At 41.8% G+C, this 24265-nt stretch carries 23 protein-coding genes; 16 read left to right on the plus strand and 7 right to left on the minus strand.

From position 1 onward, the window contains the following. The 10 genes from DYD21_RS14330 (at position 1) to DYD21_RS14375 (ending at position 12988) form a co-directional block, all read left to right on the plus strand. A complete protein-coding gene (locus DYD21_RS14330) occupies positions 1-2418 on the plus strand; it encodes a type I restriction-modification system subunit M (protein ID WP_116037682.1) in 2418 nt (805 codons plus the stop codon). Further along, positions 2409-3674: a restriction endonuclease subunit S gene (locus tag DYD21_RS14335; protein ID WP_116037683.1), complete on the plus strand. Its 1266-nt coding sequence runs from the start codon at positions 2409-2411 to the stop codon at positions 3672-3674. The genes DYD21_RS14330 and DYD21_RS14335 overlap by 10 nt, the downstream gene beginning before the upstream one ends. A gap of 52 nt (positions 3675-3726) precedes the next feature. Further along, complete coding sequence (locus DYD21_RS14340) at positions 3727-4641, plus strand: hypothetical protein (protein ID WP_116037684.1); 915 nt, start codon at positions 3727-3729, stop codon at positions 4639-4641. 122 nt (positions 4642-4763) lie between these two features. Next, complete coding sequence (locus tag DYD21_RS14345) at positions 4764-5894, plus strand: DUF4268 domain-containing protein (protein ID WP_116037685.1); 1131 nt, start codon at positions 4764-4766, stop codon at positions 5892-5894. Positions 5895-6366: 472 nt separating this feature from the next. Continuing rightward, a complete protein-coding gene (locus DYD21_RS14350; RefSeq protein WP_116037686.1) occupies positions 6367-7191 on the plus strand; it encodes a GIY-YIG nuclease family protein in 825 nt (274 codons plus the stop codon). A gap of 97 nt (positions 7192-7288) precedes the next feature. Continuing rightward, on the plus strand, positions 7289-7999 hold the full coding sequence (locus tag DYD21_RS21235; RefSeq protein ID WP_199535555.1) for a hypothetical protein: 711 nt from the start codon (positions 7289-7291) through the stop codon (positions 7997-7999). 147 nt (positions 8000-8146) lie between these two features. After that, entirely contained in the window at positions 8147-8596 is a 450-nt protein-coding gene (locus DYD21_RS14360; RefSeq protein WP_116037687.1) for a helix-turn-helix domain-containing protein, read from the plus strand. Between the two features lie 4 nt (positions 8597-8600). Further along, the gene (locus DYD21_RS14365) at positions 8601-9170 is read left to right on the plus strand and encodes a putative toxin-antitoxin system toxin component, PIN family (protein ID WP_116037688.1); all 570 of its coding nucleotides are present in this window, start codon (positions 8601-8603) and stop codon (positions 9168-9170) included. Positions 9171-9249: 79 nt separating this feature from the next. Then, positions 9250-12291, plus strand: a complete 3042-nt coding sequence (locus tag DYD21_RS14370; RefSeq protein WP_116037689.1) for a type I restriction endonuclease subunit R — start codon at positions 9250-9252, stop codon at positions 12289-12291. Beyond that, positions 12281-12988 carry a M48 family metallopeptidase gene (locus DYD21_RS14375; RefSeq protein WP_116037690.1) on the plus strand — a complete coding sequence of 236 codons (708 nt, stop codon included), beginning with the start codon at positions 12281-12283 and terminating at the stop codon, positions 12986-12988. The genes DYD21_RS14370 and DYD21_RS14375 overlap by 11 nt, the downstream gene beginning before the upstream one ends. A gap of 169 nt (positions 12989-13157) precedes the next feature. Here the strand turns inward: DYD21_RS14375 and DYD21_RS14380 are convergent, their stop codons facing one another. Then, on the minus strand, positions 13158-14417 hold the full coding sequence (locus DYD21_RS14380) for a reverse transcriptase domain-containing protein (RefSeq protein ID WP_116037691.1): 1260 nt from the start codon (positions 14415-14417) through the stop codon (positions 13158-13160). Between the two features lie 1180 nt (positions 14418-15597). Between DYD21_RS14380 and DYD21_RS14385 the strand changes: the two genes are divergently transcribed. Genes DYD21_RS14385 through DYD21_RS14395 form a run of 3 tightly spaced genes read left to right on the plus strand, consistent with a single transcriptional unit; the run spans position 15598 to position 18527 of the window. Further along, positions 15598-16986, plus strand: a complete 1389-nt coding sequence (locus tag DYD21_RS14385; protein WP_116037692.1) for a hypothetical protein — start codon at positions 15598-15600, stop codon at positions 16984-16986. Positions 16987-16996: 10 nt separating this feature from the next. Further along, a complete protein-coding gene (locus tag DYD21_RS14390) occupies positions 16997-17716 on the plus strand; it encodes an OmpA family protein (RefSeq protein ID WP_158607307.1) in 720 nt (239 codons plus the stop codon). Next, on the plus strand, positions 17709-18527 hold the full coding sequence (locus tag DYD21_RS14395; RefSeq protein WP_116037694.1) for an HNH endonuclease signature motif containing protein: 819 nt from the start codon (positions 17709-17711) through the stop codon (positions 18525-18527). Before DYD21_RS14390 ends, DYD21_RS14395 begins: the two co-directional genes overlap by 8 nt. A 231-nt stretch (positions 18528-18758) precedes the next feature. Here the strand turns inward: DYD21_RS14395 and DYD21_RS14400 are convergent, their stop codons facing one another. The 3 genes from DYD21_RS14400 to DYD21_RS14410 are packed head-to-tail and all read right to left on the minus strand — an operon-like array spanning position 18759 to position 20228. Then, a complete protein-coding gene (locus DYD21_RS14400; RefSeq protein WP_116037695.1) occupies positions 18759-19700 on the minus strand; it encodes a HipA domain-containing protein in 942 nt (313 codons plus the stop codon). Next, entirely contained in the window at positions 19697-20017 is a 321-nt protein-coding gene (locus DYD21_RS14405) for a HipA N-terminal domain-containing protein (RefSeq protein WP_116037696.1), read from the minus strand. Before DYD21_RS14405 ends, DYD21_RS14400 begins: the two co-directional genes overlap by 4 nt. Next, positions 20007-20228, minus strand: coding sequence for a helix-turn-helix transcriptional regulator (locus tag DYD21_RS14410; protein WP_116037697.1), 222 nt, complete (start codon positions 20226-20228; stop codon positions 20007-20009). The genes DYD21_RS14405 and DYD21_RS14410 overlap by 11 nt, the downstream gene beginning before the upstream one ends. A 253-nt stretch (positions 20229-20481) precedes the next feature. Between DYD21_RS14410 and DYD21_RS14415 the strand changes: the two genes are divergently transcribed. From DYD21_RS14415 to DYD21_RS14425, 3 genes are read left to right on the plus strand one after another with little or no spacing between them, the layout of a single operon-like run. Beyond that, on the plus strand, positions 20482-21483 hold the full coding sequence (locus DYD21_RS14415) for a type IV toxin-antitoxin system AbiEi family antitoxin (protein WP_116037698.1): 1002 nt from the start codon (positions 20482-20484) through the stop codon (positions 21481-21483). Beyond that, positions 21455-21703 carry a hypothetical protein gene (locus tag DYD21_RS14420; RefSeq protein ID WP_116037699.1) on the plus strand — a complete coding sequence of 83 codons (249 nt, stop codon included), beginning with the start codon at positions 21455-21457 and terminating at the stop codon, positions 21701-21703. Before DYD21_RS14415 ends, DYD21_RS14420 begins: the two co-directional genes overlap by 29 nt. Before the next feature lie 33 nt (positions 21704-21736). Further along, entirely contained in the window at positions 21737-22060 is a 324-nt protein-coding gene (locus DYD21_RS14425) for a helix-turn-helix domain-containing protein (RefSeq protein ID WP_116037700.1), read from the plus strand. 123 nt (positions 22061-22183) lie between these two features. On the opposite strand, the gene DYD21_RS21125 is transcribed toward DYD21_RS14425, so the two are convergent. From DYD21_RS21125 to mobC, 3 genes are all read right to left on the minus strand, one after another. Further along, positions 22184-22330: a hypothetical protein gene (locus DYD21_RS21125; RefSeq protein ID WP_158607308.1), complete on the minus strand. Its 147-nt coding sequence runs from the start codon at positions 22328-22330 to the stop codon at positions 22184-22186. 84 nt (positions 22331-22414) lie between these two features. Continuing rightward, a complete protein-coding gene (locus DYD21_RS14430; protein WP_116037701.1) occupies positions 22415-24070 on the minus strand; it encodes a relaxase/mobilization nuclease domain-containing protein in 1656 nt (551 codons plus the stop codon). Beyond that, positions 24070-24265: plasmid mobilization relaxosome protein MobC (mobC, locus tag DYD21_RS14435; protein ID WP_116037702.1), on the minus strand; the 196-nt coding region annotated here is incomplete at its 5' end. The genes DYD21_RS14430 and mobC, both read right to left, overlap by 1 nt.

Raw genomic sequence — 24265 nt, forward strand, 5'->3', positions numbered from 1 at the left:
ATGCCAATAAAAAAGTCAGACCTTTACGCATCTATCTGGAAATCGTGCGATCAGCTGCGCGGGGGGATGGATGCCTCGCAGTACAAGGATTATGTGCTCACCATTTTGTTTATCAAGTATGTGTCGGATAAGTATTCCGGGAGGGATGATGCACTGCTGATTATTCCGGATGGCTCTTCGTTTGACGATATGGTGGCGCTGAAGGGAAAGGCCGATATCGGGGACCGGATTAACAAGGAGATTATTGCGCCGATTGCCGAGGCGAACGACCTGAAGGGGGTGATTGACCAGACCGATTTTAACGACGATGAGAAGCTGGGAAGCGGTAAGGATAAGGTAAACCGGCTCAGCAACCTGATTGGAATTTTCCAGGATGCCAACCTCGATTTTGGCGGCAACCACGCAGGGGACGATGATCTACTGGGCGATGCCTATGAATACCTAATGAGAAACTTTGCCACGGAATCGGGCAAGAGCAAGGGACAGTTTTATACGCCGGCTGAGGTGTCGCGTATTTTGGCGAAGGTGATTGGTGTGGAGAATGCCGACAGCCCAGCGCTAACCGCATATGACCCCACAGCGGGATCGGGATCGCTGATTTTGAAAGTGGCCGATGAAGCCCCGGTGGATATTACGATTTACGGGCAGGAGATGGATGTGGCGACCACGGCCCTGGCGAAGATGAATATGGTGCTGCACAATCGTCCGGAGGCCGTACACGATATCATGCGTGGTAATACACTGGCCGATCCCAAGTTTACCGACAGCGGATCTCTCAAACGCTTCGATTTTGTGGTAGCAAATCCGCCGTTTTCCTTTAAATCGTGGACCAACGGACTCGATCCGGAGAATGATCCTTACAATCGCTTTGAAGGTTTCGGGATACCGCCGTCCAAGAACGGAGATTATGCGTTTCTGCTGCATATCGTGAAATCGCTGAAGAGTACCGGAACCGCGGCAGTGATTCTGCCTCATGGCGTGCTCTTCCGGGGCAATGCTGAGGGGCGCATCCGCGAGAACCTGATCGAGCGCGGCTACATTAAAGGAATAATTGGTCTGCCGGCCAACTTGTTTTACGGAACGGGTATTCCGGCGTGTATCCTGGTGCTGGATAAGGAGCAGGCCGGGTCGCGCGATGGAATCTTTATGATCGATGGCAGCGAGGGTTACCTCAAGGATGGTAATAAGAACCGGCTTCGGGAGCGGGATATCCACAAGATTGTGGATCTGTTCCGTGAGCAGAAGGAAACAGCAGGTTTCTCCCGTTTTGTGCCGAATGAAGAGATCCGCGCCAACGAGTACAACCTCAACATCCCCCGGTATATCGATAGCAGCACCGAGGAGGATATCCAGGATATTGAAGGCCATCTGAAGGGTGGTATTCCCGAGCGGGATGTGGAAGGCATGAACCGCTTCTGGGAGGTCTATCCCGGAATAAAAGATGCGCTGTTTGAGCCGCTCCGTGACGGCTACCTGCAGTTGAAGGTGGAGAAGGATGCCATCAACGAGTCGGTATTTGCTCACCCGGAGTTTAGCAGGTACAGCACGGAGCTTTCGGAGCTGTTTGAGGGTTGGAAGTCAGCTCATTACGAATCCATTAAAACCATTGACGCCGATACCCGTCCCAAAGAGTTTATTGCAGAGATCGCCGAAGACCTGCTGGACCGCTACCGGGGCAAGGCGCTGATCGATCCCTATGATATTTACCAGCACCTGATGAACTATTGGTTTGATACCCTGCGCGATGATGTGTACATGATTGTGGAGGATGGCTGGACGGCCACGCTGGAGCCGGTTCGCAACAGCAAAGGCAAGATCAAGAAAGGAGAATTTACCTGCGAGCTGATTCCCAAAGAGCTGGTGATTGACCGCTACTTTTCAGATCAAAAAGCGCATATTGAGGAGTTGAAACAACAGCAGGAAGAAGCTTTGCAGATGATGGAAGAGTCGGAGCAGGAACACGCCGTGGAGGGCGGGCTGCTGGAGGAGGCGATGAGCGACTCAGGCAATGTGACCAAAGGAAATCTCACCTCGCGTATGAAAGAGATTAAGGACGATCGTGAGTATTTCGCTGAGTATGCCACCATGAAGCACTATAAAAAGTGTTACGACCTGGAGCGAAAAGCCAAAAAAATGGTGAAGGAAGCTGAGAAAAAGCTGGACAAGCAGGTGATTGAGAATTACCCACAGCTCACGGAAGACGAAGTAAAAACCCTGGTGGTGGACGATAAATGGCTGCCCACCATAAAAGGACAAATTGACGACGAAGTGGAGGCGATTTCCCGTAGTCTCACTCAGCGAGTCAACGAGCTGGCCGGCAGGTATGATAAAGCCGTGGTAGAGATTGATGAAGAAGTGAACGAGCTGGAAAACCGTGTACAGTCTCACCTGGAAGCGATGGGGGTTGAATGGAGTTAATTGCTGAAAAAATGAAAGGGGTGAAGCAAACAGAGATTGGGTTGATTCCCAAGGATTGGGAAGTTAAAGTTATAGATCAATTGACTTATCGGGTTGGTGATGGTATTCATGCAACCCCTAATTATGACGAATCGGGATCGTACTATTTCATTAATGGAAATAATCTTTCGAAGGGTAAAATATTCGTTAATGAAAACACAAAGAAAGTATCAGAAGATGAGTTTGAAATTCACAAACGTGATTTATCCGATTCAACAATACTTCTATCGATAAATGGGACAATTGGAAATGTAGCGTTTTACCGAAATGAACCAGTCTTGCTGGGTAAAAGCGCAGCATATTTGAATGTATCTCCTAATGCAAAAAAGGAATATCTGTTTTATCAGCTTCAGACAGAATACGTTCAGGAATACTTCTACAATAATTTAACAGGTACGACAATTAAAAATTTGGGATTGGGAGCAATCCGAAGCACTCCAATCCCTCTCCCCCCAACCCTCGCCGAACAACAAGCCATTGCCTCGGCCCTCAGCGATGTGGATGAGCTGATCCGCTCTCTCGACGGACTGATCCAAAAAAAACAGGCCATCAAAAAAGGCACCATGCAGCAGCTCCTTACTGGTAAAAAACGCCTGCCTGGGTTTAATGGGGAATGGGAGGTCGTTAGTATTGGTGAACTACTTGAATTTAAGAATGGTCTAAATAAAGCCAAGGAGTACTTTGGACAGGGAACTCCAATCATCAATTATATGGATATTTTTAGGCATTCTGGATTGATGGAGAGCAATATAAAAGGAAAAGTAACCTTGAATAAAAGTGAAATCCGAAGATTCGATGTCCAAAAAGGTGATGTCTTTTTTACAAGAACTTCTGAGACTGTCAATGAAATTGGTATTTCAAGTGTACTTGAAGAGAATATTGGGGATGGAGTTTTTAGTGGTTTCATTTTAAGAGGTAGACCAATAAATAATCGCTTGAGTTTAAAGTTTAAACGTTATTGCTTTAGGTCTGAGCCAGTACGAAAACAAATTGTTGCTATGGCGACTTATACCACAAGGGCATTAACAAATGGTCGCCAATTGTCGAAAGTTAAACTTCCAGTTCCCCCGAGTGATACCGAACAAAAAGCCATTGCCCAAATCCTGTCCGACATGGACCGTGAACTCCAAACCCTCCGCCAAAAGCGGGAGAAGTACGTACAGATTAAACAGGGGATGATGCAGGAGTTGTTGACGGGGAGGGTGAGGTTGGTGTGAATGGGGGTTTAAATAGAGCTAAATATATTACAAAACAATCACTTATAGATTTATGAATATTTGGAGAGTTAATATCAAACCTGCTTCAAGCGAGGGTATTGATCCAAGAAGTTTCTGCATTACAAGGGATATACTTGGGATAGGCTGGGGAATTGAAACAGATTCCGAAACGGTAACATGGGATGAGTATTATTCCAATGCAAACTCACTTTACAGGCTTAAATTAAACTATAAAGGATGGTGGCCCGCATTAAATGCACTAAAAAATAGAATTGCTGAAGATGACCTGTGCTGGACAAGAGATTTGGATGGAATCTATTATTTAGGCAGGATAACTAATCCGTATTGGTACTATTCCAATAAACCTGAATTTAAAAAAGCAGATGTAGTAAACATAAGAGATTGCAAGTGGTATAAAGTTGGCCAAGTTGATTCTGTACCTGGAACAATAGTAAACAGATTTACAAGAGGCCGAACCGTTGAAAAAGTGGGAGATAAAAACGGCACATTACGAGAGTTTTCAAAGTATTTGTTTAACACTATAAGTAATGTCCAATATTACAGAATAAAGCAAGTAGAAGCCGATTTTTATTCTTTGATCCATTCAGACGATTGTGAGGATATCATAGGTTTATACTTGCAGAGTAAAGGTTACTATATGATTCCAAGTTCATGCAAAAAAAGCACTGTAAATTTCGAATATGTTTTAAAACACAAAGAGGATGGACATAAAGCAGTAGCTCAGGTGAAAAAAGGTAAGGTTGATTTGAATTTTAACAACTACAGTGAGTTGGATGCTAAAGTGTATTTATTTACCACGAAAGGAAAATATTTAGGCAAGCCATCATCAAATATTTCCGTAATTGAAAAAGAAGTGCTACAAGATTTTGTTGATAAAAACTATGAAATTTTGCCTAACAAAATCCAAACATGGCTTGGTATTCATAATCATTTAAAAAAGACATGACCGACATTGACAAAAATTGTCGAAATAGACTAAAACGGATGAAATAAGAAAGTGTTGACTGATAGTACGAGGTTAGTGTGAGGTGATATTGTTGAGTGTAATTAAATCAAACAAAGAATATTATGTATCAGATAGACGAAACACGTAATAAGATCAACCGGCTTAAAGAGGAAACCTTTTCAGATTTGGGGTTTAAAGAAAGAGAGCATCTACAAGAGTGGATTTCAAAAGATCCGGATTGCCTCGGAGAAGAGCTACTGATTATTCAGAAAGAGTTCGACGGTTTTCAGGACACACGCGAACGCCTCGATTTATTAGCCATTGACAAACAGGGCAATCTTGTAATCATTGAAAATAAACTCGATGACAGTGGAAAGGATGTCACGTGGCAAGTAATAAAATATGCCTCATACTGTAGCAGCCTTAGCAAAGATGATATTCGCAGTATCTTTCAGGATTACTTAAAGAAAAGTGGACAGGAAGCTGATGCTGAGGAAAATCTCGCGGAATTTTTAGATAAAGAAGATTTTTCTGAGGTGCTTCTTAACCAAGGTGCTGCCCAGCGTATAATAATGATTGCTGCACAATTCAGAAAAGAAGTTACCTCTACTGTCCTATGGTTGATGAATTTTAATATTCGTATTCAATGCTTTAAAGTCACTCCTTATACATTTGGGGATCAGCTATTCTTAAACTTTGATCAGATTCTACCGGTCGTAGATGCTCAGGAATATTCCATCAGCATGGCATCAAAAGCACAAGAAGAAATTGCGACTCAGGAAAACCTGAAGCAGCGTCATCACATCCGGCTTGAGTTTTGGCGTAAATTCTTGGGTCACGTTAACAGGAAAAATAGCCTTTTCTCCAATATCTCTCCTTCAAAAGAAAACTGGTTGGGTACCGGCATTGGAATGAGCGGTTTAAGCCTAAACATGGTGGTTTCTGGGAAATATGCGAGAGCAGAGCTGTTTATAAATCGCGAGACGAAGGAAGAGAGTAAGACATGCTTCGACTATTTATATAGCAAAAAAGATCAAATCGAAAACGATTTTGGAGATTCACTTGTATGGGAGAGAAAAGATCAGAATAAAACCTGCAGGATTAAGGCTCAAAAAGATGGTCTATCTTTGTATGATAAAGAAGACTGGGATGAAATGATTGAGCACATGTCGGATGTTGGTGAACGGATGGAAAAAGCTCTGAGAAATCCGGTTAAACAGTTAAATGTAAAAATTAAGAGAGGGGACTTATAAATTTTCGCGATACTTAATACTACAATTACTCACTGAGAAGTTGAGGTTTATTTAGTAATAGGGATTTCTTAGGTCTAAAAAATCTGCTGCCTTGTTATTAGTAAAGCTCCTTGAAGAAAACTCTTCAAGAGAAAGGACTGTGAAGCACTGTTAGTAGTTGTTGACGGGGTGTTAGGTTGGTTTAGTTGGATTGACGTCATTTCGCAAAGCTTTAATAACACAATCCCGAATGGGATATTGTCAATAACTATGTCTGCATTTCGGGATTAAGATGTAGGAATCCAACCCAAAAAGTTGAAGTCATTGAGCGTTAATAGCCTTGGAAGTTACACGATTGGGAAAAGTTTGTGGTTGAAAAAGTGAGTTTATTATTTTGGGCAATTTGAGTAGTTAAGCTGTTTAGCGATATGTCGATAAAGGGAGAAGTAGAGTAAATATATTTCATATTTAAACTTCAAGAATACTATTTATTATGGGACTATCAGCAGGTAAAATCTACTTAACAGACATCATGTCTATTGAGCATGCTGATCAATATAAAGTTCACCTTGCAGTTCGAAATGATGATGGGCAAGAACCATTAGATACCTTTGTACAAGATCGTAAATCATGGAAAGGTTGGAATAGCTACCGGGGTAATAAAAATAGGTTCAATAAAACTTATATCTTTTCCATGATGGATTATTATCCTCAGAAAGATATTTGGCTGTTTGGAGGTGTTTTTGAAGTATTAAAACGCCACAGTGACAGTTATGAAATTGAACTAACCGACCAGTTCAAGCCAATGATTGGAAAGCTGAAGATTCACTTTCCGTATAAATCAAGGACACGGGCACTTGTGTTGAATCGTCATATTCAAAATATGTCAGTCCATGAAATACTCCCAAAAATGTATGATGGGGAGGCATTTCGGGGGTTTGAAAATATCCGACTCAGTTTTAACGAACTACAAAACATCATCCACAAGCAACGCATTGATTGGAAAACGGCTCTTGAAAATGTATCAGGTATCTATTTGATAGTAGACAAAAGTAACGGTAAAAAATATGTGGGGTCTGCTTACGGGAGTGAAGGTTTATGGTCGCGGTGGGCTCAGTATGTAAAAAGTGGTCATGGGAGCAATAAAGACTTAAAAAATCTCATCACGTATAATGGCGTAGATCATGCTCGAAATAATTTCCAATTCAGTTTATTGGAATACATGCCTGCTTCTACCTCCAAAGATGTTGTAATCAACAGGGAAAGCCACTGGAAAAAAGTGCTTTTGAGTGGTGAGTATGGTTATAACTTAAATTAGGCTATCTAAAACAAATAGGCTTATCGTGAAGAATGATCGTATAAACAAAATAAATAAAATTCTAAGAGAGTATTTTAAACGAAACGCTGGTATTGAAATGATTCCAGCCAAAGATCTGATGCCTGAGTTTATAGAAGCAGGTATATATAATAAGGATCATCGAAATGGTCTGCCAATTCGAAATGATTTAAGGGAACTGGATGAAAAGGGAGAACTTAACAGTATTCCGTTTGTGCATGTTATCAGGAAAAATGTGAATAGAAATTGGTATTTCATTCCTTCTGGAACGAATATTGAGGAACTGAGGGGAAATTTTACTGGCTCTACCAGTAAGAAAACATCAAAGAAGAAAAACCGGGCAGGCAAAAATAATAAAGACAGTGACGAGAATTATATTCTGGATCTTTGTGATGAGGTGTTGGGTCTAAGGGGCTTTCGACAACACCGGTTTGATTTCCTTTTTGGCGACCTCCATCGCAATGGGAAAACACGCACAAAGCTCCCATGTGATATTTACTATCCCGATCTGGATTTGGTAATAGAATACAATGAACGGCAGCATACAGAATCTATCAAGCACTTCGATAAACCGGACAAACAAACTATTAGCGGAGTGCACCGTGGAGAACAGCGTCTTCGCTATGATGAGAGAAGACGAAAGGTGCTTCCCCAGCATGGGATTATGGTTATCGACTTTTCATACTTCGATTTTGAACACAACGGCAACCGGAGATTGAAACGGAATAAGAAACGAGATTTAGCTATTATTAAACAAACTTTTGAAAGTAATGGAGTATTGGTAGAGTAATTAAAGTTGAAATAAACTTCTTTGTGAAAAAACCATTACCACTGTAGACCAAAACTGATAAAAGTAGGGTGTCGTAAACTATCGTTTCGTTTATTTCGTTTAATTATCTAAATTAAAGAGAAATTACACAATAAATGGAGAACGAGAATGGAAGCACTAAAACTGCCTACCCGCAAGGAACAGATGATTGCGCGGGAGAATAAGAAGATTCTCGATCGCATAGCCGAGAAGCTGAAGACATCTACAAAAGAGATTGAGATTGAAGTACAAGGTGAGAAAGACCCTATTAAAATACCTGTATCAGCATTACAGCATTTAAACACGATTATCGATCTGATGGCACAGGGAAAAGCTGTCACAGTGAATCCTGTGGATGCCGAAATCACAACTCAGGAAGCTGCTGATCTGCTGAATGTTTCCCGTCCTTATATAGTAAAGCTTCTTGAAGGAGGGGAAGTCCCTTTTCATAAGGTGGGTTCGCATCGCCGGATTAAACTGAAGGATTTTCTTGCCTACAAAAATCAGTATAAAAACAAGCAGCGTGAAGCGTTGGATGAACTTGCCAAACAAGCCCAGGAATTAGATATGGGATATTGAACATATGCATTCAGACAGACTGAGAGTAATTCTTGATGCGTGTGTTTTATATCCTGCCCCAATTAGAGATCTATTATTAACATTTGCCGTCTCTGGTTTATTTCAGCCCCTTTGGTCAGAAGAGATACAGGATGAATGGAAGCGAAACTTGCTTGCAAACAGGACGGATTTATCATCGGAGCAATTGAATTGGACTATTAACCGAATGAATGATTCTTTGCCAGATGCAAACGTAACAGACTACCAGCATTATATTTCTAAGATCACATTACCAGATAAAGATGACCGCCATGTAGTTGCTGCTGCAATCAAAGGAAATGCGGATGTAATAGTGACATTCAACTTGAATGACTTTCCACGATCTGTTCTTTTACCATTTGGTATTGAACCAGTGCACCCGGACCAGTTTACGCTTGATGTAATTGATTTGGATGAGAAATCAGCCATTGAAGGATTTAGAACAATGGTGGGGCGATTAAGAAATCCACCTTTAACAAATGATGACGTGTTATCCGCACTTAAAAAAACGGGGATACGGAAAGGTGCAAACAAACTTCAAAAACTGTTAGATTAAACCTCTTATTTAAGATTTTTGTCAATTTATTAATAAGAATCCGGCTATTTAACATTTTACCGAAAAACGTAAACAAGATATGACCGACGTTGGCCAAGTAGAACGAAATACACAGGACCGGGTTATTCAACTGTTTGCGGGCCGGTTGGGATATGAGTACCTGGGAGACTGGCAGGACCGCGTTGATAACCGAAATATTGAAGAGAAATATCTTCGGGCGTTTCTGAAGAAACAGGGTCATAAGCCTGTGATCATTGATAAAGCTGTCCACGAGCTAACCAAAGCGGCAGGCGTTCAGACGGAAGACTTGTATGACATCAATAAGGCAGTATACCGGATGCTGCGGTATGGCGTGAGCGTAAGAGCCGGTCAGGGTGAAAAGAGGCAGACGATCTATTTTATCGACTGGAAGAAAACGGAGAACAATCACTTTGCCGTTGCCGAAGAGGTTACGGTAAAAGGTAAACACAACAAACGCCCGGATGTGGTTCTGTATGTGAACGGAATAGCCATCGGGGTTATAGAGCTAAAGCGATCCAAAGTATCGGTTGAGGAGGGCATTCGTCAAAACCTCGACAATCAGACCGATCATTTCATCAAGTCGTTCTTTAATACAATTCAGCTCGTGATGGCCGGAAATGAAACGGCTGGACTGAGGTATGGAACCACCGAAACGCCAGAAAAATACTACCTTCGCTGGAAGGAGACCACCGACGAAGAATTTGAGTATATACTCGATAAACACCTGGTTCAGCTTTGCGAGAAGAAGCGCATGCTGGAGATTCTGCACGATTTTATCTTGTTTGACGGCGGGAATAAAATTGTCTGCCGGCCCCACCAGTATTTTGGGGTGAAAGCCACACAGGAGAATACCCGAAAGCGTGAGAATGGAATTATCTGGCACACGCAGGGAAGCGGTAAGAGTCTGACCATGGTATGGATTGCCCAGTGGATCCGGGAAAATGTGACTGACTCTCGCGTGGTGGTCATCACGGACAGGACAGAACTGGACACGCAGATTACGCGAGTCTTTAACGATGCTGAAGAGCCGATGCAGCGGGCCACAAGTGGAGCGGACTTGATTGATAAGCTCAACAGCCACGAAATTCCGCTGATATCATCCCTCGTCCACAAGTTTGGTACCCGTGACGGTGAAGAAATGGGAAACTACCTGGAGGATATCGAAAAGCATCTCCCGAAAAATTTTAAGGCCAAAGGAGAGCTCTTTGTATTTGTGGATGAATGTCATCGCACCCAGTCGGGCAAGCTGCATAAAGCGATGAAGGCCATATTGCCGGATGCTATGTTCATCGGCTTTACCGGAACGCCCCTACTCAAAAATGATAAGAAAACCAGCCTCGAGGTCTTTGGACCGTATATTCACACCTATAAATTTGATGAGGCCGTGGATGACAATGTGGTACTGGATCTTCGGTATGAGGCCAGGGATATCGATCAGCGAATCACCGATCAGGAGAGCATCGACGAGTGGTTTGATGCAGAAACCCGCGGGCTGAACGACCTGGCAAAAATGGAGCTGAAAAAAAGGTGGGGAACCCTCAAGAAAGTGCTGAGCTCCAAGTCGAGGCTCGAAAAAGTGGTTCAGGATGTGTTTAAGGATTTCAGGGTCAGGCCCCGGCTGAAATCAGGTCAGGGAAATGCCATGCTTGTAGCCTCTTCAGTAGCGGAAGCGTGCCGATATTATGAGCTGTTCAAGGCGACCGACCTGAACGGACACTGTGCGGTGGTTACATCCTTCCAGCCCAACATCAACGACATAAAAGGTGAAGAAACCGGCGAGGGAAAAACAGACGAGCAGCTCAAGTACAATACTTACATGGAGATGCTTGACGGAAAATCAACCGAGGAGTTCGAGGAGGAGGCCAAGCGAAAATTTGTAAATGAACCGGCACGGATGAAACTGCTGATTGTCGTGGACAAACTACTCACAGGATTTGACGCCCCACCGGCCACTTATCTCTATATCGATAAATCGATGCAGGATCACGGACTGTTCCAGGCGATCTGCCGGGTCAACCGCCTGGATGGAGAGGATAAAGAGTACGGTTACATTGTTGATTACAAGGATCTGTTCAAGAGCCTGGAAGAATCCATCAACACCTACACCAGCGGAGCATTTGAAGGATATGACAGCGATGATGTTAAAGGACTTCTCAAAGATCGCTACGAGCAGGCGAAAGAGCGGCTGGATGATTGTTTGGACCAGGTTATTGCGTTATGCGAGCCGATTCATCCCAAAACGCAGAAACAGTTCAGGGCATTCTTTGGGTGTGATTTTGACGGTAAAACAGAAGAAGAACTCAAAGAAGATGAGGAGAAGCGGGTCAGCCTCTATAAAATGGTTTCTTCACTGGTTCGGGCCTATGCCGACATCGCCAACGAGATGGACAAGGCCGGCTACTCCGAGCAAGAGGCACTCGACATCAAGCACCAAGTGAAGTTTTACTCCGATATGAAGGAGGAGATCAAGCAGGCCAGCGGGGATTATATTGATTTGAAATCATACGAGCCGGGCATGCGCAACCTAATCGACATGTATATCGACGCCGACCACAGCCGAAAGATCTCACAGCTCGATGACTTTACGCTTGTTGATCTGATTGTAAACAAAGGCGTCTCCGCACTGGATGATGTGCTGACTGAGAACATACAAAAAGACCAGGAAGCGGTTGCCGAGACGATTGAAAATAATATCCGGAAGGTGATTATTGAAGAGAAGCCGGGGAATCCGAAATATTACGAAAAGATGTCGGAGCTTTTAGAAGAGCTGATCAGAAAGCGGAAAAAAGAGGCGGCTGATTATGAGCAGTACCTGCAGAAATTGGTAGAGCTTGCGAAGAAAGTAAAACGAACAGAAGGTCAGGAAAAATATCCCGAAAACGTTCAAAGCAGCGGTCAAAAGGCGCTTTACGATAATCTGAATAATGATCCCGAAATCGCGCTGCTCGTTGATGAGACGGTGAAGTATACAGCCAAAGATGGATGGCGGGAAAACAAGATTAAGGAACGCCAGGTTATGCAGGCCGTTAAAAAGAAATTGCCGAAAGAGATTGAGATTGGAATGGTCATGGAGGTTGTAAAAAATCAGAATGAGTACTGAACAGTTTCAAATGACCGTGTCCGACATCAGTGTGGATGTCGTTAAGAAGGATATCAAGAATATCCACCTGGCGGTCTATCCGCCCACCGGCAGGGTGAGGCTTTCCTCTCCCCACTCAATGAGGGCCGAATCTCTCCGGCTGTTTGTCATTTCAAAAATCGGCTGGATCCGGAAGCATATCCGAAATATGAACTCTCAGATCCGCGAGCCGGAGCGGGAGTATATCCAGGGGGAAAGCCATTGGGTTCAGGGGCAGCGATATTTGTTGAATATCATCGAAGAAGAAAAACCACCGAAGGTAGAAATTCGAAACAAAAAGTACCTGGACCTGTATGTTCGTCCAGGTAGTGATAAAGCCAAACGGGAAGAGGTAATCAAAAAGTGGTATCGGGAGCTGCTGAAAAGTCAGATTCCATCGCTTATTGAAAAATGGGAAGAAAAATTAGAGGTAGAGATAGCAGATTGGGGCGTCCGGCAGATGAAAACCAAATGGGGCTCATGTAATGTAGACGACCGGCGCATCTGGCTCAACCTTGAACTGGCCAAGAAGCCAAAGCACTGCCTCGATTATGTAGTACTGCATGAGATGGTTCACCAAAAAGAGCGCCATCATAATGATCGGTTTAAAGAACTGCTTGATAATTATATGCCCTCGTGGAGACAGAGAAGAGAGGAATTGAATGAGGTGGTTTATTGAGGGTGGGACAGTTTTGAATTAAAAAAATGCAAAAATGAACCTCGCATCGGTTACTTCGGGACAGGCGACTTGCTGATCTTCATCCAATACGAAGAAGACTTAATCAAGGCCGAATCGTTGAAATTGATGATTTATGAGGGGGTTTCGAGAGTTAAATGGGTTTGCCTAACTACTGACTATCCCGTAATCTATCTAAAATCTGATTGGTCTTGGGTATGCCTGAATGAGCCCTTTGAGTATCTGAAAGCCTATCGTAACTAGAATTCTCTTTTCTCCACTTTCTATCAAGTTTGCCTTTTGAGCTTGAAGTTAGTTTCCAACCAAAATCATTTAATGGCAATAGGACATAATGATCAATAAATTGATCAATTTCTCTGGAGAACTTTTCAACCTTACAAAATGAGTATGCAGCCACCCATCCTTCCAAAGTATGCTTGAGGTCCAGAAGCAGATCGAGTACTGTATTTGAGTCTTTTTTAAGATGAATTATGTCTTGAACTTTACCCTTTAATCGATCAATACTTTCCCGAGATGGAAGCATTTCATTTCCATCATATTCGATGCCTAAAAATGTTACCGGTTCTTTTTTCAGATCAATAATTTTTGATTTACCAGCTTCATTTAATGGGTGCAATTCCAGGGATAAATGTTCTGATAGGTAATTTTCAATATCACGAAAACAATTCAGCGCTTCTTCTTCAGAATTTAGTGCTACAATAAAATCATCTGCATAGCGGATTAAACGATAATTATTACTTTTCATGAAGTAGTCGAAATCGGATAAATAAAGATTCGAAAATAGAGGTGAAAGCGGGTTGCCCTGTGGAATACCCAAATCAGTATTTTGGAAGTGCTTCTGCAAATGAGGTTTTAGCTCGTCTAAATTTCCAACCTGTTGATTGATTGCTGTCAGAATTAATTGATTTATAGAATCATCCGGTAGATGTTTAAATAATTTTTCAGTTAGCAAAATATTTCGGTCAATCCGATCGAAAAACTTGACAATATCACACTTCAGAATGAAGTTAGACCCGTCTTTGTAATACCTTTCAAGGGCCTGTAAAGCATCTCTAATCCCTAATTTCTTTTGATACGCAAAGCTTACTCCGTTTCCCTTTACAAGCTCGTCATGTAAAACCATTTCCAGTTCTATTGCCAAGGATTTTAGCACTATTCTATCTCGAACTTCAGGAACTCTCAGCGGTCTCCAATCATCACCTTTTGGTATTAATACTGCACGGGTAGGTGAAAGGCTATACCTATTTTCTCCAAGTTTAGTGCTGATTGATTCAAGGATTGCATCCATGTTATTTTTTACGGATGCAATAGTTTCCCCAGTAACACCGTGAGACTCTTGATTCGACTTATTGAGTTTCAGCCAGGCATTCCGAATATTTTCTAAAGATGAGATATCTTGAAGAATACTCAATGGCAGTAGGTTAATTATTTGGTTAAAGCTCCCTGAATTGACTTGACCAGCACTGTAGCACTTTAAGCAAGGATCGAAACAGAATACAAACGCCACTGGCTCTATTGTAGAGCACTTGTGGATTGAGTGTACCTGTTCTCTGGCAATCGCGACGAGAAATGGGATTAACCACCTAACGTCAAACACAAAGTCAAAAGTGACTCGGACTGAATTCTTTCTGGTGATATCGATTGCGATTTTTTCGCGCTTCGAACACCGCCAAACTCGAAACCAGCCACTATACTCAGCTTACTAAAATGTATCATTTTTTCACCTCTAAGCAAGTTTTTTAAGGTTTTTACTGTTTTTTGGTTTTTTACAACTGCCGGGTGCCTGCGACTCTTTTAAAGAGCTTGCTGCCATCGCATTCAGGTACTTAGTGCCAAAGTGCACAATGGCAACAACAAACGCCAGCACGAAACAGAATACAAACGCCACTGGCTCTATTGTAGAGCACTTGTGGATTGAGTGTACCTGTTCTCTGGCAATCGCGACGAGAAATGGAATTCGTCATCTCAGCGTCGCATCGAAGCAACACGAAAAAGAACTATAAATATATGTGCAATTAATGTGCCAAAGAATAAAATATGCCAAAAGGTGTCTGTATTTGTTCTTATTGAGCAATGATTAATGTTAGATGTGTTTCTGTTATGTAAATATGACAGTGACTAGTTTGGCTCAGAAATATTATAAATCGTAAGTCTCAAACAAATATTCTAATACTACCACTTAAACTCAAAGCCCAAAATTCACTTTCAGACTTATTTGTAGATCTAACTTTATTATGCATCGCAATCAGCTCTCTGGGTCATGAAAACATATTTACAGGTGAACTTTTGTCGTTCCGAAAAAATAACTTTTAAGTGTAGCTGATGAATTTGGGACACGGTTGTCTTAAGCCTGTCCTAAAAAGCAAATAAAGCAGTCAGACATTAAGGTATTTACTCAGTCGAAAGAACAATGAAGTGAACTTAGTGATTGCCATGGATTGTACCTATAGAAATAAAGAATCTTGTCGATAAAAACTTATCGTAAAGTGCATAGGTAGCATTGTTAATTAATGGGGGCTTTGCAAAACCCGAAAAACTGGAGGTTCTGCAAAGCCCCTTTAAATTTTAGAAATAAGTAATAATTAAACTGCATGAACCCAATCTATTTTATACCATTCATTTTCATCGGAGCCTGGGCATTATATTCAATTGTGGTTATCTCTAAAGCAAGGGATAACTTCCAAAGAATAAATCCTATAATATTTGATCATATTCCATCCGTATTTACCACTTTAGGAGTTTTTGGTACCTTTTTAGGCATTGCAATTGGGCTACACAATTTTGACGTTAACAATATCGATGCTAGCATTCCAGCTTTATTAGACGGCCTATTTGTAGCTTTTTGGTCATCAATTCTCGGTATTGCATTATCCTTTACTTCACAAACTTTTTTTATTCAACCAATTCAAAACAGAGCTTTTGGGGATGGAGATGAGCCAGTAACAGAGGAGCAGATTCTTAAATCTATCGCCACTTCATTGGATGATATAAAAAAAGCTATTTCGAGTGACAGTGATGGAAGTTTGACAACCCATTTGGTGAAGCTGAGAACTCAATTAACTGATCAACTTGAACCTCTCAATTCTAATATGTCGAAGTTGACTCATTCAGTGGGAGGTGAAGGAGAGACAAGCTTGCTAACACAAATACAAAATCTCAGGCTGGAAAGTAAAGAAAAACAAGATTCAATTGTAAAGATTCAGAATGACCAATTGGACTTTATGAAGGCAAACTCAAAGTTGGTAGAGGAAAAGTTTGACGAGTTTACAGAATTATTGAAGAAATCTAATACAGAGGCTTTGGTCGAGGTCATAGAAAAAGTTATTGGCGGTTTTAATGAAAAATTAAATGAACTCATTGAGAAGTTGGTAAAAGAGAATTTTGAGGAGTTAAATAGAAGCGTTGAAAATTTAAACAAATGGCAACAATCGAATAAAGAACAGATTGAATTATTAATTGAGCAATACAAGAGCCTTACTGATCAACTTACGCTATCAGCTGATACGTTAAATAGTGTTTCTAAATCTACAGAGTCACTGGTAAAAGAGGATGGAAAGCTTGTGTCTCTAATTGATGAGTTGAACACTATTACAAAAGATGGTGACAACATATTAATTAAAACCATGGAGCAGCTTGATGGGACTTCAAATGATTTTAAAGAGACTGCCGGGGAATTGAAAAAATGGTTTGAATTACACACTGAGTTTTCTGCTAAAATCGAAAATCTTGTAGACAAACTGAAAGAGCTTGAAGAACTCCGGGACAAATCGGAAGGATTCTTTGATGACGTAAAGGAAGAATTTGAAGAAGCAGCAAGTATTCTGAAGCAATCTAACTCTAACACTAAAGAACAAGTTGATGATATGCGACAAGCTTTTACGGATGGTATGGATAAAAGCTTTGTTGCATTGGACAGTATTCTAAAGAATATGGTCCTCGAATATGCTGAAAGAATGAATAAACTGAATGGAAATAATTAATTCGCGAAGCATGAAAATATTTCCAACTAAAAAAGAAAACTACTGGATTTCATTATCGGATATTATGACCGTGCTAATGGTGATTTTTTTGTTTATTGCCATCACCTATATGCGGCAAGTAAGGTCAGAGCAGGAAGATCGCGATAGAATCTTAATAGAGTATCAGGAAACAAATATAGCGCTATATGAAATTCTCTTAGATGAATTTGAAGACGACTTTTCTGAGAATAGATGGCATGCAGAATTGGGTGAAGATCTGTCCATTCGGTTCTTGAATGAAGAAGTGCTGTTTGATTACAACAGCGTTAATTTAAAAACTGAGTTCCAAAATATATTGTCACAATTCTTCCCGAGATATATTAATATACTTTTGGATGAACGCTTCAGAGATAAAATTGCGGAGGTTAGAATTGAAGGCCATACTGACTCGGTAGGTCCGTATATGTATAACGTAGAGCTATCACAAAACAGAACAGCAAATGTTCTAAATTTTCTCTTTTATCGTAATAACTCTGAATACGCAATTTTGCCTGCAGAAGATCAGAAGTTGATGCGTTACTGGTTTACTACCACAGGATATTCTTTTGGAAGGACATTAGACAGTGCTGGTGAATACTCATTTTATTCAAATCAACCGGAGGATGCTGATCGATCCCGCAGGGTAGAGTTTAGAATTGTGACAAAATCTGAAGAGGTTGTCAATCAAATGCTGAGGCTTCTTAATGATTGATTTTTATACATTTACAAGCCTTCAGGAAACAGTTGAAGAACAGTTTAAAGTTGAGATCGATCCAGAGGGGGGTGAGTTTAAGGTAGAAGAAGTAATCTATCGGCTACAGGATCATGATATCAGCAAAGTTAAATTTGTTGATAATGATATCTTCTTAAAAGAGGGTGATGATCTCATAAAGGGCTTTTTGGTAAAAGAAGAAAACTACTTTCGAGCCTACTACGATAGAGAATTGAAAAGGAAATCACACCTTCCAAAATTTCATACTACTAAATGTGACACTCTTTCCGAAATGGAGTCAAAAGGTAGGTTTGACGGAGTTTATATTTTTTCGAATAAATCTATCGAAAGAAAAGAGGCTCCTGAAGGAGGAAGTATTATGAGTGATTTAAGAGTTTGTAAAAATTGTGTCAAGGAAGACCCTAAACTATCACATGTAATTTTTACAAAAGAATTTGTTGAAGAACATCTCAGTTCAGATAAGAATAGCAAAGGTTTCAAAAAGTCTGAATTGCCGAAACAGTATGAAAAAGATGAATGGGGCTACGTTAATGGATGGGATAAAGTAAGCTTAAGATACAGAGCCAATAAAAACTTTAAATGTGAAAAGTGTGATTTGGATTTATCTAAATCTAAGTATTTCCTTGAGGTTCATCACATAAATCACAACAAAACGGATAATAGAGAGTCGAACCTTCAATGTTTGTGTACTGGTTGCCATTCAAGAATTGATGAATACCATGAGAATAACTTTAAAACAAAACCAGAGAATAGAGAAAAACTGAATGATTACAGGAGATTATTCAAATAGTTTTTGGTATTCATATGATTATAGAATCATCCGGAACATAGAACGTTTTTTTATTGGGGACTTAATTAATAGTGTTGACCTAAAAAATCGTTGAAACATTAAGCATCTTTCGCCTCAATTTGAAAATTAGTAATGTAAAAAGGTGTAGTGAACCGGGGAGTATAGTATGACCTTCTAATACCGCAAGAAGGAGGCCTTCTGATTTCGGAGTCTTTTTGATCATTAGAATTTTCAAGCCAGATTTTCAATCCTTTTCATAAGAACATTTCGATAGCGCTCCTTCATGCCATTTGACAAATATGACTTCTCAATGGTTTGTTTAAAGATATCCTGCTTGCCTAATAATTTTTGGTTAATATTTTGAATCTGCTTGGAGTTCAAACCGATTGAAAGACCGAAATCATGAAATGAATCAGGATTGAAATTACTTTTCTTGCCCGTAAGTGTGAGAGCCAGCTCTTCCGGGTCTTTCTCTTCCGGTATAACCAATCGGGTATTTAGAAGGTCATACCCCGGGGCTAATTTCCAGCCAACGTTAGGATCATTAAACAGCGAGAAGTTCTTTAGGTGCATATCTCCGTTACCTGTCAGGTATGAAAACAGCACCAGCTCGTAAAATCGTGTGAGATCAAAGAGTGGGTTTGCCGAAAACTGTTTAACGGTTTTGGCAATCTGCTCATGTGATCCCTTGTATTTGTCTTCCGTCAACCGGCCGGTAAGCTGACACATATCTTCCATGGCAAACTTATTTCCTTTATCATCACGGTCAATCCGTTTCGTGATATAGGCCAGCTCTCCCGAGCCAAGATGGATCAACCCATAGGGTACGGTTTCGATTCCGGCAGTTTCAGCCAGCATCATGGTGCAGTGTTCATTGGCGGGTAGTTCTGGCCATTTGCTGGATGGGGGTTTCAAAATGTATCTGCCCCATAAGCCAACAATCGTTAGTTTATCAGCAGAGTCCGTTTTACGATCTACTTCCAGTGATAGCTTGGTTTGAACGCCGGGTACGGTTACACGCTGTTGGACAGATTTTTTTGCCAGTTCGTTTAACTGATCAAGATTAACCTCCAGAACGGGTTTCTCTTTACTATCGAAAAGTTTCTGCAGACACTTCGGGTGATACTGCTTTCCATTTGGTACGCGGTTGGCACAAATCAGGCACTTACTCATACTTCCCTCACACTTACATTGCCAATGGTATCCCGGCAGCTTACAAGCAGAATCCCCATACGATCCTTTGGATTTACCTTCCAGGTATCTTCAACCACATCCAGCAGCCATCCTTCCGGTATCAATCCATCAAAGAATGGAAAGAGAACCGGTGATTCATACGGCTCTTTACGGATGGGGAGAGTTAAGCTAACCGGTTCAGCATTTTTTTGAGAGAGGTACTTCGCATCATACTGAAACTGATAACCTGTCTCGGTTTCTTCGAGAAATCCGGCTTTAGTTTCATGAACATAGATGTCCGCTTTTCTATAACTCATCGCGGTCCTCTATTTTTATGGGTCCCATTTTATGGCCAAAGAGAACAAGCACCTGGTTCACCTTATCAAGGCGAAGACTCTCTTTTCCCTGTTCCAGGTCCCGGACAAATCGAATGCCTACACCTGCCCGTTCGGCAAGCTCCTGCTGGGTGAGGCCCAACTGATCACGCCTGGATTTCACAAAGTCGATAAGCTCTGTTGTATAACTCATAGTATACCTGATCGGGTATGATATTGCCTAATTCAGCATTATTATACCTTATCGGGTATAAAAAAGCAATAGAAAAAGTTATTATACCTTATCGGGTATAGATGGATGTGTGAATTTACTTGAAAGAATCGCAAAGTCATTTTGGAGATAACATTGACTAAATGGCTGTATCTACCTTCATGTTGCTATTCATCTATTTTGTTCATTAATTACGACTGTTCACGATTCGTGAACACAATAAAAAAGTGAACAAATGAATCAGGCTATCCTCGAAAAAGCACTTGCGAATCTTCCACTAGAGATCGGTCATAAGACGGAATGGGAGACCTATGGCCCTGATTATAATTATAGAGTGGATGCCAGGGTGACATTCAACCCAAATAAAAAGAAAGCCATTGTCCGAAATGCGGAGATCAAGAAGGAGATTCGTAAACACCATATACCACAATTGAAGGAACTACAAGAAAAAGTTGGCCCCTTAATGCTGGTGGCCGAACGGTTATATCCCAACATAAAAAAGCTCTTGAATGAGGCGGGGATTGATTGGATAGATGTAGTCGGGAATATACATTTAGAAGAAGGGGATACGCTTATATGGATTGATCGTCACACCACAACTCCCATTCAGCAAAAGAAAAACCGGGCCTTTACCAAAACCGGCTTAAGAGTCGTTTTTCTTTTTCTTCATGATGAAATCTGGCTGAACAAAACGTATCGGGAAATAGCTAAGGCTGCGGATGTCGCCCTGGGAAACATCAAGCATGTGTTGGATGGGCTGAAAGAGCATGAATATGTTTACGCTAAAAACGAAGATGTTCTTAAGCTTAAAAACAGGGACAAGCTTTTAGATCAATGGATCACAGCCTTTGGGGATGAACTCAAACCCCGTATCCAAAAAGGCAGATATAAATTTATAAATAAAGAGGCCGAACAAAACTGGAAGAACCTGCCATTGGATAAGCAAGACCAATGGGGAGGTGAGCCGGCAGCTGATCTTTTAACGAATGATCTAAAACCTGTGGAGTACATACTCTATACCAAAAAGAATCGGGCTGAGCTCATGAAGGAGCTCAAACTAATACCTGATGAAAACGGGAAAATTGAAATCAGAGAACCTTACTGGACGGTAGAGAATGAGCTTCCAAATATAGCTCCTCGCCTTTTAGTGTATACTGATTTAATGATTACCGGTGATCCAAGAAATATCAAAATAGCTGAAGAAATATATGCGGAAGCCACTACAGATAAAGCTTGAAGATCTGCGACAAGACCAGATCAAGGAACTGCTTCGTGTTGTAGAGCAGGTATTCATCCAGTGTGATGTAGATTTCTATCTGCTTGGAGCCATTGCACGGGATACGTGGTATGCTAAAGAACAAATTGCATCTCGGGCTACGCGTGATGTCGATTTTGCCGTTTATATCTCAGAAAAAAGTAAATATGATCTCTATTATAGTATTTCATATATGGTATAAATAGTCAATAATACATTTCAAATATGAAATGTTATGAATAAAAAACGCCCTATACTACTTCCCAAACATGAACGAATGCTCCAACAAGTTGGTGAACAGTTAAAATTGGCTCGTTTACGAAGAAAACTGAGCGCTGAACAAATCTCGCAGCGAGCAGATATTGGTACATCCACACTCTGGAGAATCGAAAAGGGTGATCCCGGTGTAGCAATGGGAAACTACTTCCGGGTACTTGTGGCCCTGGGACTGGACAGGGATATCTTAAAACTGGCCTCAGATGATGAACTTGGAAGAAAATTACAAGATGCCGGATTAACTACGAAAAAGAGAGCACCGAAAAGAGAATTCAAATCCTAATAGTTGTTCAGCAAAGAAAAAAGATGCTGTGTATGAGCATTAGTCCCCGATCGGCTATCCAGCATTACCTATTGTAATTCGTAAACGGTACCAATCGCCATATCCCTCGACGATTTGATATATCTAAAACCCAACCAACCCAATCCCTATCCCAACCACAAACGCCACAACCAAATACCCATAAAACTCCCAACTTTCCGTCACACTGCGTTTTGGTTCCAGGTCATTCAGGTCGCCGATGTAATCTTCTTTGATTGGATAATAGCTCATAGTCGTTGTTTGTCTGTTTAGATGATGTTTAAGAGAAAAAGGGGACAGGTAATGTACTACCTGTCCGTTTCAATCTCCAGACGGCTACCGGCTAAAGTCGCCGCGCTGGGCCTCGCGCTCCATCTGCTTTTTAAGCACCGTTTGCCTGTGTTGGCAGAGGGTGTGGCAGATGCTGCTATGGGCCATAGACATGCCGCCGGATTGCAAAGCCGTTGCAATTTTCAGGACCAACTGGGCTCCCTTCACCGACTGGTCGCTCATCTGGACCAGGGCCTGACCGGCTTCCGTTTCTTTGGCCAGGTCGTTTTTGAACGCAGCCACCCCGCGTCCGACCGCCTTCTTTGCAATCAGATCAGAGTTTTTCATGATGGCAGAGATCATCCGGCTAACGGCGATGACCTCATCCGCGCCCCGGCTCATGCTGTATCCGGCCTCGGTTTGGCTCATGGATTTCTGAACTTTTCCTTTAACAACGGACAAAGCTTGATTTATCCGGAGTTTCTTTTCCACCAGTTTATTTCTTTTTTCTTCCCTTGCTTTCGGGTTGATAATTAACTGCTCTTGCAGGTATTGCCTCCAGTACTCGTAGGTTTTTTCCATGGTTCGAATATCTGAGCTAAGTTTAATCAGCTCATTTTCATCTTTGACTTTTCCAAATTTCTCAGGATTGGCCATAAGCTCACCGTGGGCCACTTCCAGTCCATCCCGTTTTACAATAATAGAAAAATCCCGCTGTGCATCCTTCGGATCGGAAAACGTCTGCTCGAATCCCTTTTCCACCGACTCTTTGCTTTTCTTTAACAGCTCGTCGAACCTGTCAATCTTCCAGAGTTCCTGCTTTAGCTTTGCAAGTCTCCGTTCCATGCCAACCTGTGTGTTTTCAAGATGAATCCGCTCCTTCGCCCGCATCCAACCGGTCACTTCCTGAAGGGCGGGTTTTAGCTCAATCTTTAGCTCTCTGCGTTGGACATACTCATCGAACGACTGACCAAACCTTTTTTCCAAGCCGCCTTTACCAAACGATCGACCAAGACTGCTGGCCTTGATCCTCATCGCCCCGTCGGTAATCACCATTCCGGCTCCTTTCTTTTCGGCCCAGAGCCCTTTCCCGGCCAGGGTGTCATCGAAGGATTTCCAATCGGTTTGGCGGCTAAGCTCGTTGCGCAGCTCCAATGCACGCTCGCGAACGGTCTTGTAGTTTGGATCATCAATACCAATACCGGCCAGCGCCTCATTGACCCGAACGGTGAGCTTCCGTTCGTTTATGCTCAGCTGCGTTGGACCATCAGCCTCTAACGGCGTCTGCTCCCAGCCTTTTTCAATTTCTATTTCTTTTAGAAGGCTGCGCAGCCGGTTGCGATCGCCCCACCGATCCACCGCTTTGAAGTGGTCCATCTCCACCCGGTTGAATGCGATATGCATATGTTTGTGATCGGTGTCTTTATGGGCGACAATCAGCGCTTGATTGTTCTCCAGTTTCAGCTCCTTTATGATCCGATCAGCCACCTCCAGCATCTGCTCTTTGGATGGGGCATCTGTTTTACCCCAGCTCACCGACACGTGATAGGCCGGGGCTTGGACTCTCTGGCTTTGCCCTGCTATAAACTCCATGTCTTGAATCACAGCCTCTCGTTTAAGATCAGAGAGGTGGCGCCCTTCGCGCCACTGCTCTTTCTCCGGTTGAGTGATGTAGTTAATGAGTTCCCGAAAGTCCTTACCATGTGATATCTTTGCAACCATTAGACGACCTCCCGAACCAGGGTTTTCATATTTGCTAAATGGTGCTCAACATTCTTAAAAATATCCAGAAAGATTTTTATGTCTTTTACCGGGTATTCGGACAGGTCAACCTCCTCTTCTCCGTTTACTTTCAACTTAGCTTGTTGCAAGTGAAGTAGCTTTGCAATCTGGTTAAGATTTACACCAATCCTGCAG

Origin of the sequence: Rhodohalobacter sp. SW132, assembly GCF_003390325.1 — a bacterium.
Classification (GTDB): Bacteria; Bacteroidota; Rhodothermia; order Balneolales; family Balneolaceae; genus SW132.